At 34.2% G+C, this 14439-nt stretch carries 17 protein-coding genes and 1 pseudogene; 5 read left to right on the forward strand and 13 right to left on the reverse strand.

What is annotated here, in order from left to right; genetic code table 11:
• Positions 1–71 precede the first annotated feature (71 nt).
• Both ACZZZT_RS14395 and ACZZZT_RS14400 read left to right on the forward strand, forming a co-directional pair.
• Positions 72–683, forward strand: a complete 612-nt coding sequence (locus ACZZZT_RS14395; protein WP_463460893.1) for a biliverdin-producing heme oxygenase — start codon at positions 72–74, stop codon at positions 681–683.
• Complete coding sequence (locus tag ACZZZT_RS14400) at positions 673–2943, forward strand: ATP-binding protein (RefSeq protein ID WP_463460894.1); 2271 nt, start codon at positions 673–675, stop codon at positions 2941–2943. Before ACZZZT_RS14395 ends, ACZZZT_RS14400 begins: the two co-directional genes overlap by 11 nt.
• A gap of 22 nt (positions 2944–2965) precedes the next feature.
• Here ACZZZT_RS14400 and ACZZZT_RS14405 read toward each other — a convergent pair whose 3' ends face one another.
• The 4 genes from ACZZZT_RS14405 to ACZZZT_RS14420 all read right to left on the reverse strand — a co-directional run bounded on the left by ACZZZT_RS14405 (position 2966) and on the right by ACZZZT_RS14420 (position 4942).
• The gene (locus ACZZZT_RS14405) at positions 2966–3760 is read right to left on the reverse strand and encodes a DUF1214 domain-containing protein (protein WP_463460895.1); all 795 of its coding nucleotides are present in this window, start codon (positions 3758–3760) and stop codon (positions 2966–2968) included.
• Positions 3721–4149, reverse strand: a complete 429-nt coding sequence (locus ACZZZT_RS14410; RefSeq protein WP_463460896.1) for a DUF1254 domain-containing protein — start codon at positions 4147–4149, stop codon at positions 3721–3723. Before ACZZZT_RS14410 ends, ACZZZT_RS14405 begins: the two co-directional genes overlap by 40 nt.
• An 8-nt stretch (positions 4150–4157) precedes the next feature.
• Positions 4158–4391: a hypothetical protein gene (locus tag ACZZZT_RS14415; protein WP_463460897.1), complete on the reverse strand. Its 234-nt coding sequence runs from the start codon at positions 4389–4391 to the stop codon at positions 4158–4160.
• A gap of 170 nt (positions 4392–4561) precedes the next feature.
• Complete coding sequence (locus ACZZZT_RS14420; protein ID WP_463460898.1) at positions 4562–4942, reverse strand: winged helix-turn-helix transcriptional regulator; 381 nt, start codon at positions 4940–4942, stop codon at positions 4562–4564.
• 92 nt (positions 4943–5034) lie between these two features.
• On the opposite strand from ACZZZT_RS14420, the gene ACZZZT_RS14425 reads away from it, so the two are divergent.
• Both ACZZZT_RS14425 and ACZZZT_RS14430 read left to right on the forward strand, forming a co-directional pair.
• Positions 5035–5229, forward strand: coding sequence for a hypothetical protein (locus tag ACZZZT_RS14425; RefSeq protein WP_463460899.1), 195 nt, complete (start codon positions 5035–5037; stop codon positions 5227–5229).
• Positions 5230–5293: 64 nt separating this feature from the next.
• Positions 5294–6022, forward strand: a complete 729-nt coding sequence (locus ACZZZT_RS14430) for a quinone oxidoreductase family protein (RefSeq protein WP_463460900.1) — start codon at positions 5294–5296, stop codon at positions 6020–6022.
• 69 nt (positions 6023–6091) lie between these two features.
• Here the strand turns inward: ACZZZT_RS14430 and ACZZZT_RS14435 are convergent, their stop codons facing one another.
• From ACZZZT_RS14435 to ACZZZT_RS14475, 9 genes and pseudogenes are all read right to left on the reverse strand, one after another.
• Complete coding sequence (locus ACZZZT_RS14435) at positions 6092–6460, reverse strand: response regulator (RefSeq protein WP_463460901.1); 369 nt, start codon at positions 6458–6460, stop codon at positions 6092–6094.
• A gap of 434 nt (positions 6461–6894) precedes the next feature.
• Positions 6895–7965, reverse strand: a complete 1071-nt coding sequence (locus tag ACZZZT_RS14440; protein ID WP_463460902.1) for a BamA/TamA family outer membrane protein — start codon at positions 7963–7965, stop codon at positions 6895–6897.
• Positions 7966–8138: 173 nt separating this feature from the next.
• Positions 8139–8651, reverse strand: a complete 513-nt coding sequence (locus tag ACZZZT_RS14445) for a 4'-phosphopantetheinyl transferase superfamily protein (RefSeq protein ID WP_463460903.1) — start codon at positions 8649–8651, stop codon at positions 8139–8141.
• Positions 8648–8902 carry an acyl carrier protein gene (locus ACZZZT_RS14450; RefSeq protein WP_042566812.1) on the reverse strand — a complete coding sequence of 85 codons (255 nt, stop codon included), beginning with the start codon at positions 8900–8902 and terminating at the stop codon, positions 8648–8650. The genes ACZZZT_RS14445 and ACZZZT_RS14450 overlap by 4 nt, the downstream gene beginning before the upstream one ends.
• Before the next feature lie 6 nt (positions 8903–8908).
• A complete protein-coding gene (locus ACZZZT_RS14455; RefSeq protein ID WP_463460904.1) occupies positions 8909–10183 on the reverse strand; it encodes a beta-ketoacyl-[acyl-carrier-protein] synthase family protein in 1275 nt (424 codons plus the stop codon).
• A pseudogene (locus tag ACZZZT_RS14460) lies at positions 10180–10616 on the reverse strand (3-hydroxyacyl-ACP dehydratase FabZ family protein). Before ACZZZT_RS14460 ends, ACZZZT_RS14455 begins: the two are co-directional and overlap by 4 nt.
• Before the next feature lie 19 nt (positions 10617–10635).
• Entirely contained in the window at positions 10636–11688 is a 1053-nt protein-coding gene (locus ACZZZT_RS14465) for a type III polyketide synthase (protein WP_463460905.1), read from the reverse strand.
• Between the two features lie 64 nt (positions 11689–11752).
• A complete protein-coding gene (locus ACZZZT_RS14470) occupies positions 11753–12397 on the reverse strand; it encodes a methyltransferase domain-containing protein (protein ID WP_463460906.1) in 645 nt (214 codons plus the stop codon).
• Complete coding sequence (locus tag ACZZZT_RS14475; protein ID WP_463460907.1) at positions 12397–13524, reverse strand: NAD(P)/FAD-dependent oxidoreductase; 1128 nt, start codon at positions 13522–13524, stop codon at positions 12397–12399. The genes ACZZZT_RS14470 and ACZZZT_RS14475 overlap by 1 nt, the downstream gene beginning before the upstream one ends.
• A 140-nt stretch (positions 13525–13664) precedes the next feature.
• Between ACZZZT_RS14475 and ACZZZT_RS14480 the strand changes: the two genes are divergently transcribed.
• The gene (locus ACZZZT_RS14480; RefSeq protein WP_463460908.1) at positions 13665–14270 is read left to right on the forward strand and encodes a DNA-3-methyladenine glycosylase; all 606 of its coding nucleotides are present in this window, start codon (positions 13665–13667) and stop codon (positions 14268–14270) included.
• Positions 14271–14439: the final 169 nt, after the last annotated feature.

Below are 14439 nucleotides of genomic sequence, written 5' to 3' on the forward strand. Positions count from 1 at the left end.
ATCAATTTATAGAATAAAAAATGTTTCAAAATAGTATATTTGTATAAGTCAAGAAAATTAATACAAACAAAATGGCCCCAGATTTGAATTCTTCCTTATCCTTAGATTTTTTACATACGCTTAAAACACAAACAGCCGGTGCGCATAAAAGACTGGAAAATTTACCCGTGTCTTCTTCTATCCTTTCACCCAAAATGAAAACAGAAGATTATGCACATTATTTAAAATTGATGTACGACGTTCATTATGATGTAGAAGAAAATATTTTTCCGTTGCTTTCAGGTAATATTCATGATTTAAGAGAAAGAAAAAAGAAGCATTTAATAGAAGAAGATCTTGCTTTTTTAAATTATAATGAGCCCGTGGCAAGTACTGTTTTTAATACTGAAAATATAACAATACCATTTGCATTGGGTATTTTGTATGTTGTTGAAGGTTCTTCTTTGGGAGGTCGATTTATATTGAAAAATATCGAAACAATAAAAGGACTTGATGAAGGTAAAGGAGTTTCGTATTTTACAGGATATGGCAACAAAACGGGAAGTCATTGGAAATCGTTTTTGAATGTATTAACCGAATATCAGGAAGAAAATAACTGTGAAGATGAAATAATTAAAGGAGCAATTTATGCCTTTGATTGTATTCATGATCATTTTGTGAAGAAAGAGAGAAATGAAAATTAGAGATATTGTAAATAGGGATATTGTTACGTTAACAAACTGCGAGCATGAACCCATACATATCCCGGGAAGTATTCAGCCACATGGTTTTTTGGTTGGCGTTACTGCAGATTGGAAAATAGATTTTTGTACCGAAAATATTTCAGCCTTCGTTGATTTAGTTTATAAAGATATAATAGGGAAAGATTTTTGCGCCACTTTCGGAGTTCAGGCAAAAGAAGAAATTATTACTTATATCAATGGTGACAAAAAACAACTGATTTTTCCGCTTGAAATTGATTTTTTGGGAAAATCATTTCAATTGAGCATTCACAAAAGTCATGATGTTTATGTTCTTGAAGCCGAACCACATTTTGGAGGCAAAGAGAAAACTGCTGAATTATATACTCAAATGATTCAGTTCATAACCGATATGAACAGCACAAATAGTTTGAAGGACTTATGTGCGCTTGTAGCAAAAGGAACACGTGAAATAACCGGTTACGATCGTGTTATGATTTACCGTTTTGATGCCGATTATAATGGAGAAGTTTATGCCGAAAATTGCAGGGAAGATTTAGAGTCATTTTTAGGATTGCATTATCCGCATACAGATATTCCGGCACAGGCGAGAGAATTGTATATGAAAAATCAGTTGCGATTGATAACTGATATGAATTACAAACCCGTTCCGATTTTTACGATTGATGATCGGGAAAATAAAAACCTCGATTTGAGTCTTTCAATTTTAAGAAGTACATCGCCAATTCATGTCGAATATCTTAAAAATATGGGCGTTGGCGCTACACTAACAATTTCTCTTATTCATCATGACAGATTATGGGGGTTAATTGCATGCCACCATTATTCGGCAAAAAATATTTCTCCCGAAATCAGGCTTGCAGCAAAACTTCAGGGACAATTTATTAGTTCTCAAATTGATTTGAGACAATCTACAGATGAATATCAAATTGCGCGCAAAACATCTTTGGCACTGGAACATCTAACAGGTTTAGATCTGCCTTTGGATCCATTATCATTTGCAACCATTTGTGTAGATCCTGAGTTATTAAATCTTTGTAATGCAACGGGTGTTTCTATTTGCGTTGGAGACAAAATATACAAACATGGTATTACACCCTCTGATGATCAGATTGGGCGAATCAATATAAAAATTAATTATTTTGCTAAAGAAGGAATATTCACTACCAATAAACTAACAGATTATTTTCCGGAATTTAATGATAATCCCGATGTTGCCGGAATTATTTACCATTCTTTAGGAAATGATAATAGTATTGTATGGTACAGACCAGAAACTATATCTGAAATAAATTGGGGAGGAGATCCGGAAAAAGCCATTATCAAAGACAATAATGGACTTCATCCCAGAAATTCGTTTAATATCTGGAAACAAATTGTTAAAAACCAAAGTAGTAAGTGGCTTCATCCCGAAATAAATGCAGCGGCAAGTTACGCGCACGTACTTCACAATCAGATTATTTTATTGATGCTGAGTGAGGAAGAAGAGAAATATAGAAGTCAGAGTGAAGTTTTAAAAGAAACAAACTCAGAACTGGAAAACATCAACTGGATCAGTACACATGATTTGCAGGAACCTTTACGAAAAATTCAGCTTATTATTTCTAAATTACTTCTCGAAATAGACAATGTTCCACCTCAATCTGTTTATGATTCGTTACAGCGTGTCTCAAATTCAGCAAACAGAATGCAGGTTTTGTTACAGGATATTCTAAAATATACCCGCATAAAATATACCAAAGATGCACTTCAGAAAATTGATTTAAACAATATTATGGAGCTTACTCTCGATGAAATGAAAGAATCATTTACTGAAAGTGGCGCTTTAATTGAATACGAAAATCTGCCTGAAATTCATGGAATTCATTTTTTGATGAAACAGCTGTTTTCTAATATTCTGCAAAATTCATTAAAATATGCATCTTCGGACAGATTGCCTGTTATTAAAGTAACAGCTTCACAAAAACCGGAACCTTATAATTTTTCAACTCAAATTTATTGTCACTGGATTACTTTTACAGACAACGGAATTGGTTTTGAACAAGAATATGCCGCTTCTATTTTTAAAATATTTACACGATTACATCCACAAGAAAAATACAGTGGTTCGGGAGTTGGTTTGGCATTGAGCAAAAAAATAATGCAAACCTGTGGAGGAACAATTCGCGCTGAATCTAAACCAAACGAAGGTACAGCCATAACGATTTATTTTCCTTGCGATCATTTAAATTCGTTGTTGTAAATTAATTTTAATGATTCAAAAATTATTTCACTTTTTGAATTGCTGGTGGTATCCATTTTCCTTTTATAACCTCAGGTTTCGGAACATAAAGGCGTAATGCCACTTTAAATTTTCCGCTTGCAGGACTTGGCAGCCAATTGCTTTCTTTTTCTTTTCCCGGATTTGTATTTTGCAGATAAAGAGTAAGAGAACCGTCTTTTTCGAATTTAAGATTACTGCGATCGCCAAGTGCATAACGATTTAACTTATTTGGAACTAAATAAGCATCAAAATCATACATTGTCAGCGACCAAAAAGCCGATGCAGGTGGAATTTGATCTTTTGTAAATGTAAGGGTGTATTTGTTCGCGCTGTCTAATGGATTTTTATCAGCATCAGTCTGCGCCAATGGATAAAAAGCATCTTCCAGAATATTTCCTCCAATTCCAAAATAAGTCCAGGCGGCTCTGTAAGCATATCTTGTACCATATTTTCCCATGTCATAAGTCAGCGACCAGCCATTTACAATTTTTCCTAATTGAGTTGATTCTTTCATCATCTCTTTATAACCTTCGGCATAACCTTCTTCAATTGCTTTAGCTATTTCTGGTTTAAATGTGCTTAAAGAAAAATCAGAACCGGGTTTAATACCGAGTTTTTCTATTTTTTTAACCATAACAGAGTCGCTGGCATACGGAGGATTAGTAACCATTAATCTATTTAGGTTTTTGTAGAATTGCTCAGCAGTTAAGGAGTTAAATTGTTTGTTTACCAAAGTAGTGCCATCAACATCTTTTTTTAAAGGAACATTAGTTGGAGGAACATAATTTTTTTCCATTGTGATAATGGAACCAATTTATATTGATCCTGTAATTTGTTTACTTCTGCATAATCAGATTTTCCTGCGCAATACGTTCTACCGCCAATAATAACCAAATTGGTAGGGGACTTTATAACTTCTATACCCTTTGGTAAATCTCCCATAAAATCGGGACCAACAAGAACAAAAGTACCACCTTTGTTACCGTGTGTTCTGGATCCTGGCGCAGCAGGAACACCATTCCAAGCATCAATAATTTGCATTAGCCAAAACCGATTTCCCATTTGCGGAACAAATAAAACCAAAGGTTCTTTGGAGAGATCAACATCTGAAATAGAATATAAATTATCTACATTAAAACCAACTACAGATTTGTCTGAAGCATCAACAAATGCCCGATAATGCAAAAAATGATTTACAGGTGCTTTTGTTTTGGTGCTTTTAGTAGTATACGACTGATAGTCAAATTGTTTTTCAAAAAAACAACAGGCATTCCAAATAAATAAGCATCTTTAGCCAGTGATTTTGCTTCTTCAGTAGTAAGTTCTGAATGTTTTTCTTCTTCTAATTTTATTTCTTTTTTACAGCCTGATATTAGAACAAAAGAGAATAAAATTAATAATAGTTTTAAAATAGATATTTTTTTCATAATCAATTGTTTTTTAGATAGTATTATTTCTCTCATTAAGTAAAATTATATACTAAAACAAATGAAGTGAGAAAATACGTTTAAAAACAGGTTTCAAATTATAATATGCAACCAATATTTGGTTTTATTACATATTGAATTTAATAAATTGATTACTAAGTTTTAAGAAATTATTTACCAATAGAATCTATAATTTTTTCTCGATGGGTAAGTCCCCAATTTACCAGTGTTTCGGTTACGGGTAAAACAGATTTTCCATATTCTGTAATAGCGTAAGCAACTGTAACGGGTTTGGTTTCCTGTATTGTTCTGCTAACAAGTAAATTAGTTTCTAATTCTTTAAGTTCCTTGCTTAGCATTTTAGCAGAAATACCGTCAATTTCGCGCTGCATTTTTTTAAAATGAATAACCTGATGTGTTCTGTTGGTTAGGAAACGTAAAATCATCAGTTTCCATTTGCCGCCCAAAACATCAAGACTATCGCGCATTGCCATTAATTCTTCTGAACAATTTGCTTCCCGAACTATTCCGTTATCATTGATTTTTGCCATACTAGTTTCTCTTTGGTAACCGGTTACCTTAGGTTAACCCATAACAAAAATAAGGTATTAGCGCTATATTTTTGTATAATAAAACAATAAATATGAAAGCAATAGTATATAAAAATGATGAATTTATTCTGGAAGAAGTAGCTACTCCAATACCGCTGGAAAATCAAATTCAGGTAAAAATCATCGCTTCTGGATTTAATCCCGTGGATTATCAAATGACAGAAGGCGGCTCTGAAAAAAGTATTTGCATTCGCCAATTCTTGGCAGGGAATTCTCCGGAGTTATAACCGCGATTGGAAAAAAGTCACTAGTTTTAAAATAGGAGATGCAGTTTTCTCCGGATCAGGAAGTATGGGATCTAACGGGACTTATGCCGAATTTATTTGTATCCCCGAAGAAATTGCAGTGCATTTGCCAAAAAACATTTCTTTTGAAGAAGCTGCCGGAATTCCTTCTTCCGGACTTACAGCGCTGCAATGTTTAAATAGAATGCAGGCATCTAAAACAGATTCTATTTTGATTACCGGAGCAGCCGGTGGGGTAGGTAATATATTGGTTAAATTGTTGATTGCAAACGGTTATCATAATTTTATTGTAACTGCAGGAAATGATCAAAGTATTGCTTCATTACTAGAAATGGGCGTAAACCAAAATCAAATTATAAACTACAAAATTGATTCGATAGAGGAAACAGCACTTCGTTTAAATGCGGCTAAAAAATTTAATTTTGTGATTGATTTAGTAGGAAATGCAATCGCGGATATCGTTGTAAAACTTTTAAAAACGAACGGAACTTATCTCGATGTTACTGCATTCACGACCAAATATTCCCGCGAAATACTTTTTGGGAAAGGGGCTACAATAATGAATATTTCAAATTATACATATGGTCTTGAAAAACGATATGATTATTATAAAAATGGATTGGAGCAGCTAAAAGGTTTATTAGAAAAACAATTAATAAAACCGCCTGTAATTAATGTAATTGGTCCATTGGAAGTTGCTACCATTAAAAAAGCACATCAAATGCTTCGGGAAAATAAAACTGAAGGTAAGAAATTGATAATGAAGATAAATTAAATAGAATTCGGATAATAAAAAATGACGCTTTTTGGGCGTCATTTTCTTTGGTTGTTACTTAAATAGGTTTCAGACTATATCTTTTAAAAGATTTTTTAGTTCGTTAAAATTGTTAGGTTTAGTCCAGTAATCTTCTGCGCCAAGTACTTTGGGATAAGCAATTGGTGCTGGTCCGGTCGAAAATAAAATAACAGGTATATTTTTGATAGACTCCGTTTTTTTAATTTCTGCCAAAAGCTCAATGCCTGTCATTAAAGGCATGTTGATATCCAGAAAAATTATGTCGGGTTTGATTTCTCTGTTTGTTAATTTTTGCAAAGCTTCGACAGGATTATGTAAAGCCATATATACGGCATTTGATACTGATTCCAAAGCCTGTTGAAAAAATTCGCAATCATCAAAATCATCATCGATTTGCAAAATATTTTTATATTTCATTTATAAAATGTTTGGTTGACTTTTTCTATTCTTAAGTAATTTGGTTTTCCTTGTCCCGAAACTAAATTTGACTCATTAATAATATAAGTTTATGATTATTTTTAAAAGATATAGGGATAAAAAAACTTGTTTATAACAAGCTTTCTACGTTTTTAAATATCATTATTAACAATATCCACATAATTCATGCAGTGTCGTTTTATTACCTTTAAATCTTTTAAATAATTTTTTATCATTTATGTATTTGTTACAATAGTTTGATTTTGAACTTTTAATGATTCGTATTTTTTGACGTTATAAGATCTGTTGTCTAATAATGGATAGTTTATAAAAATAATTCGACAGTATAAGACGGTTTTATATAATTTTTGTTTTTTGTTATATAATTCCCATTTTTTGATTTGTGAGAGATTTTAAAACGAATGCAAATTGTTTTAAAAAGCTTCGCCGATACGGAAGTAAATTCCCCAATCTCCTTTTCCTACCGCAGCATCAAGTCCAACATTAAATTTCTCTGTTTTAAAAGCTCTGTATCTGTAACCTACACCGGCTCCGGGATATATGTTCCAATTGAAATCTGCTGTATCAGAACCATAAATAGTAGCAATTCCTGCAAAACCTACGAGTCCCATTTTTTTATTAAAATTATAGCGATATTCACTTTGTAAAGCTATAAGCCCGTCGCCACGATATTTTCCTTCTGAATATCCTCTAATGTCTTCTCCACCAATGGTAACCTGCTGTTCAAAAGCAATATTTCCTAATCCAAATTTTCCCGAAAAACGAGCGGCAAGTACATCAGTTCCGCTTCGCATTGGAAAATATTTATTGTATTCAGTTAATATTTTATTGGCATTCACATCATTTCCAAACCATTCCGGGTAAGTAATCCATCGCAATCTTATTTTATCACCTTTGGTAGGATAATAAACGGCGTTGCGGGTATCATATAATGTAATCAGTTGTAAACCATTGGTGTGGGTAATAGAAGCAGGTTGTACATCATTTTCATATTTTGTGTTATAATGCGCATACGAATAGCCAATTCCCAGGTATAAAGATTTTATTATTTTATGCTGAAGACTCGTGTTTACGATCGTTGTTTTAGTTCCGTAATCATAAAAATCCGGCGCTTCGAGATCATCCATATAAAATTGTGAATTATGATCGCCTGTTACAAAAAACAATTGTGCACGCCATTTGTCTTCTTTAAAATAAAATTTATTAAACAAGCTTATAAAATAAGATTTATTGGTGGTATAAACGGCAGACAATCCTGATAAAGATTTGGGAGAAATAGTATCTGTTTTATCTATTTTGTACATCATCATCGGGATTGCCCCAAACATAAAATCAAGCGTTCTGTTGTAGTTGATATACGGCATTACATTAAAATCAATATTTTTGGCGGAAGCAGGGGTTGCCGTAGTATCTATTGGTTTGGTTTGTGCAGATGCCAATAAACAGAACAGAAAGAATAGTAATGTAAATGAAATTCTTTGCATTTGAGGTATTTTCAGAAGTTAATAGCTGAATCGCAAATTGATTTTTAATTTCATCTAAATTAAAGCCATTTTCCCTTTTTCAATAGTTGAAATAGATATAATACGTTTCATTTTATAATATGGAACGGATTCAATAATTTTCAAAACGGATTATAAAACTTTAAGTTGTTTTATTAATGAAAAGGAGTGTTAATCGTAACCACTTTTTCAAAACGACCATGATGACTAATCGAAACATTCTGAAATTTATTTAAAGCAATATTTAGCAAGTGCGGAATACCGTTATGGTCTTTATGGATTTCTTTTCTTTCAATTTCGGTGACATTGTTTAAATCATGTAAATTGTGGGTTGCAATACTATGAATAATGTCTTTTGACAAAGTTGTTTTGGTAAAATAGATGTTTTCACAACAAATAACCTGACCAAAAACGGCATTATTTTGTTGTGATAATATCTTGCAAACTAGTTTTTGGGGAATGTATTCTCTAATTTTTGTCTGCCTGTTATAAACTTTATAAGCAGCTTCTTTCATGCTCCATAATGTCCAGACCATAATTTCAGGTTCAGGATTATGGGTTATAAGTAACTGCTCATCAATTGTAAAAAGTTTTTGAATAAAACCTTTGCGCTGCCAGTTGCTTTCATGACGTGATTGTAATATGTCTATCACATCATTACCTATCATTTTGCGGCAAGTTTAGTTTCTATAATTTCTACGGCAGTTTTTACATCAAGCATGCGCTCCATATCTGTATTGTCGATTACGACATCAAAAGCTTCTTCAATATCAAGTACAATGTCCACAAGGTTTGCCGAATTAATATTTAGATCATTAATAAAATCAGTTTTCTCTGTAAGATTATCATAAGCCTCGGTATTTGTGGTATAAGGCTTTATGATTTCTTTTAATTTTGCAATAAGTTCTTCTTTATTCATGATTGATTAGTTTTCAAATTTTTTAAATAGTATACAGGCATTTACATCTCCAAAACCAAAACTTGCTTTGGCAATTATAGTAAGATCTTTATTTATTGTTTTTAAAGGTATTTTTGATGCATCTACCAGCGCAGTAATTTCCGGATGTAAATCTTCGCAATTTGTATTTCCAAACAAAAAACCTTCGTAAAGCTGTAAAACGGTCGCTACACTTTCGATGCTTCCTGCGGCACTCAGGCAATGTCCTGTCATGCTTTTCAGAGAGTTTATATACGGAAAGTTATTTCCATTTCGATTTAATGCTTTTGTCCAGTTTTCGATTTCCAGACTATCTTTTGTGGTGGCTGTAAGATGTCCGTTTATGGCATCAATTTCATTTGCAGAAATACCGGAACTCGTAATTGCAGTTGTAATGCATCGCTGTACGGCATCGCTGTTTGGCGCGGTCATGCTTCCGTTCCCTCTTTGTCCGCCAGAGTTTACGTTGCCGCCTAATATTTCGGCATAAATAGTTGCGCCCCGTTGTAAGGCACTTTCCAGATCTTCTATGACCAATGCTCCGGCGCCGCTGCCGGGAACAAAACCTGCAGCTGTGGCACTCATGGGGCGGGAACCTTCTTCGGGATTATCGTTAAATTTAGAACTGCATACTCTTAAAGCATCAAATCCGCCCCAAATATAAGGGCCGCTATCGCCCGTACTGCCTGCCAGTATGCGTTTTGCTTGCCCGGATCGAATACGGTCGTACGCCATTATAATAGCTTCAGTACCCGTTGAGCAGGCCGATGAATTTGTAGTAACCTGATTTCCAAGTCCGAGTTTACCGCCAAGATAAGCGCTAACACCACTATTCATGGTTTGAGCCACAACAGTGCTTCCTAATCTTCGGGTTTGCAGTTCGTCTATTTTATAAATGCTTTCGCGAAATTTATCAATTCCCGAAGTTCCTGAGCCAAAAATAGTTCCGTTATCCCAATCGGGTTCATTGTTGTTTTCTATAGGTAATCCGGCATTTTTCCAGGCTTCTATGCCCGCAATAACACCGTATAAAATCCCCGTACTATTAAATCCGCGTAGTTCAAGCTCAGTAAAATAGTGTGATTTCAGTTCATCACTAATTTCCGGTTTACCCGCTATTTGGCAGGAAAACTGGAGTTCCTGCAATTGAGCGTCATGTTTTATTCCTGAAATACCCTTTTTTAGCGCATTGGTAAATGCAGGAATTCCAACCCCGTTTGGAGCCGCTACACCCAAGCCTGTTATTACAACACGTTTACTCATAATTTTGTAGTAATCATTCCGGCTACAATGCCTTTGCAGACTTCTTGCCCGGCTTCGTTTTTCATCACAACATCACATTTAAGTTTACCAAACCTAAAGAATGTTTTTTGAGAAGTTACGGTTACTTTTTCATTAGGATAAACAGGTTTTAAAAATTGCATATCTGCTGATGTAAAAGCAACTACAGTATTTTTTTCAAGTCATCCTTTAATAAATAAATGCCAAGGCAAACCATGCCAATCTGAGCCATAGTTTCGGTTAAAATAACGCCCGGAGTTACAGGATTATCTTTAAAATGACCTTTGTAAAAATCTAAATCTTCTCTAAAAGTAAACGTTCCTGTTGCGCCATTTTCATCAACATGCAGTAATTCATCTACAAATAAAAACGGATCGCTGTAGGGTAGTTGTGCTATAATATTGTTTAGTTCCATAATTGTTTTTTCTAAATAATTACCATTGCAGTAAAACACGCTGTGCCGAAAATCCGGGCCCAAAACTAAGCATCAGTCCTTTTTCTCCTGCTTGCGGTTTATTGTCCATAATACGCTCTAAAACATATAATACGGTTGCGCTGGACATATTGCCGTATTGTTTAAGCACTTCTTTTGTATCATCAATATTTTTGCCTAATCCTGAAAAAAGTGCCTCTACGGTTGTTACTATTTTTTTGCCTCCTGGATGAAATATCATATGATCCAGATCTCTTATTTCTAAGTTGTTCTTTTTGAGAAATGGATGAATGATATCGTCAAAATGTGAAGCAATTGTGTCCGGAACTTCAATGTCCAAAACCATTTGCAAACCACCGTTAGTCAGTTTAAATCCCATCAGATGTTCGGCATCATAAAAATGATACATTTCTTCGGCCACTATTTCCGGACCGTTATCTTCTTCATAAGAAGACAAAAGACAACAAGCTGCTCCATCACCAAAAATGGCTGCACTTACAATATTCGGCATCGAAAAATCATCGAGCTGAAATGTAGCTGTAGGTGATTCAACCGCAATTACCGCAGCGCGTTTTCCGGGATTGGCTTTCAGGAAATTTTTGGCATAAATTATTCCGGATATACCAGCAGCACAACCCATTTCTGTAACCGGCAATCGTACAATATCCTGTTTCAGTTTCATTTTATTGATAAGATAAGCGTCCAGCGACGGAATCATGATTCCGGTACAGCTTACCGTGATAATGTAATCGAGAGTCTGCGGTTTCCAGCCTGCTTTTTCAAGTGCTTTTTCTAAAACCTGTTCACCCAAAATAATGACCTCGCGACTGTAAATATCATTTTTATCTTCAAAAGATGTCGCTGTAAAAACTTCAACAGGATCCATTATCGAATAGCGTTTGTCTACAGCGGCGGCTTCAAATATTTTTTTTACTTTTTTTATAAAACGCTCTTCCTGCCCATCAAGCCATCCATCCAAATACGGAAGTATATCGGCTGTTGTTCTTGAATATTGTGGTAGTTGTTTTGCAACAGTAACTATTTTTACACTCATATTTTAGTAATTATCCATTGGTAGCGAAAAGCCCATTTCCAACGTATGGTATAGTTTTTTAAACTTAGTTTTTTGGAGAATTCCTCCAGTTCATTTTTTTAAATCCTCTTAAAATAGAAACCAGACCATCTTCACGAGACATTCTTTCTAAATTAAATACAGAGCAAATTATTTCAAAAAGCCTGTAAGCTAATTTACTGCGGTGCAAATCGTTTATCACAACACCAATAGTAGCATTCTTACTAAAGATAGTAATAATATTTAATATTTGCTCATTAGAAAAATGATGAAGTGTAAGTGTACACAGAAGAATATCGTACTGAAGAGATGCAAAATCTTCACTAAAAATATCGATACATTTATATTCAATATTCGGGTATGAATTTGAAAGTGTTTTGGCGTAATTGATAGTAAAAGCATTTGCATCTACGCCAATAAGTTTAAAATTGATATTGTTTTTTTGACCGTAATTTGATAACATTCGCAGCATATCGCCATTGCCACAACCAATATCTGCGATTTTGATGGTTTTTGTAGTATCAGCTTTGTTTAATAATTTTTTTACGCCGTTAAGCGTGAGATTATTTCCTCCAAGAAATTGATTTATACGCGCAATTTGATCGAGCGCGGCCGTCAGCTCATTGCCCTGAAGCGAAAAATCGTCCATTATTTCGGCTTCCTGTGTTCTATATTTGGTATTTATGCTCATTATTCGATTGCTATAGGTTTGCCATGTGTTTGTTTGATTATTGCAGATAATAGTGCAGGCATTGAAGCTACTATTGCAACAAACACATTGGTGATTGTTTTGTAGGTTAAAGTTTTTGCCAAAAACCGTCCCATAAGCAGTCTTTTTGCAAAATTCTTATTCCATTCTTTGATGTATTTTTCTTCTAATAATTCACGTGATGCTATCTTACCATTATGATAATCAAGCACTAATTCTGAAGCTATTTTGGCGCTGTGCATTGCCATTGCCATTCCGTTACCACACATCGGGTGAATAAGACCCGCCGTATCGCCAATCATTAAAATATGATTTTCTACAGGCAGTTTTTTATCAAAAGAAATTTGACTTATCGTTAATGGTTTTTCAAAAACAGAGTTACTGTTTTCAAAAACGTTTTTAAGATGCTTGTTTTTATAAAGTACATTTTGCTGGTAATCGTCTATATTTTTATATTTTTTAAAAGTGGCATAATCAGCTAGGTAACAAATGTTTATAACGTTGTTTTCTACTTTTGAAACACCGCAATAACCGCCTTTAAAATTGTGTAAGCCCACAACATCATCTGGAAAATCTCCCGAAAAATGCGCTTTAACGGCTAACCAGGGCGATTTTTTAGTAATAAAATCCCGGGATAAAACCTGATCTAAATTAGAACGTTTTCCAAAAGCACCCAATACTATTTTTGATGGCAAGACCTGATTTTGAGTTGTAACTGTAAATGTATTATTGTTGAAAGAAACATCAGTAACCGTTTCATTGATAATGGTACAGCCGTTCTCTAATGCTTTTTGATATAGAAAATTGTCGAGTGCAAAACGACTTACACCAAAACCGCCCAATGGAAGTGTGGTTTTTGCCATTTTACCACTTTGTGTAGTAAACTCAAATTTAGAAATATTGGTTGGCTTCAATTGTAAAACATCAACACCAAGCCATAGAAGGTAGGGCAGAATTTCATTAGAAATATATTCACCGCATACTTTGTGACGCGGATAATCGGATTTTTCGATAAGGGTTACTTTTAATCCTTTTTTTGACAAATGTATGGCTCCTGTCAAACCTGCAAGACCGCCGCCTATAATTACTACATCCGGATTTGTTTTCATATATCCAATTTAGCAAAAAAATCTTAGAGATACTAATGATTTTTTATTATAAATAGGTTAATTTGGTAATAAAATGAAGTGCTTTTAAATTAATTTAGAAGTCTGCAAATCTTTATATTAAAGTATTAAATTATTCAGTTTTGAAATTACCATTATCCTATTATCTCAATCCCGATGTGCTTTTTTTAGCCAAAGATTTGCTTGGGAAAGTTCTCTATACGCAAGTTGATGGACAAATAACCGCAGGAATTATCGTTGAAACAGAAGCCTATTTTGGCGAAATAGACAAAGCCTCTCACGCTTATGGCGGCCGACGCACGAACCGAACCGAAATAATGTATAGTGAAGGCGGGGTTTCGTATGTGTATTTATGTTACGGAATTCATCATCTTTTTAATATTGTAACTTCTGTAAATGGCGAACCTCACGCGGTTTTAATTCGGGCAATTGAACCTTTAATTGGTCAGGAAATTATGGAATTGAGACGGAAAATGCCTGTTTCTAAAAGCGCTATTTCATCTGGTCCGGGTTCTGCGGCGAAGGCTTTGGGAATTGATAATTCTTTCAATAAAAAAGATTTAGGCGGCGAAGAAATCTGGGTAGAAGATCATGGGATTCAATATCCTGATGATGCTATCGTGTCTGGTCCGCGCGTAGGTGTTGCCTATGCGCAGGAAGATGCTTTTTTACCCTGGAGATTTTTTGTAAAAGACAATAAATACGTTAGCAAACCCAATAAAATCTAATTAAATGATAGAAACTTTGATTTATATTTTTTCTATTAAATAATTTTCGAATAAATTTCTGTTCTTTGCAACTTAGCATTTACTAAAGAAATGATTAAGGCTGTCTTAAGCAATTAGCTTTAGAAGGCAATATTATTCTGGACATTGAGTTTAGACTAATTATCATATT

It is taken from the genome of Flavobacterium sp. AC274 (assembly GCF_979258275.1).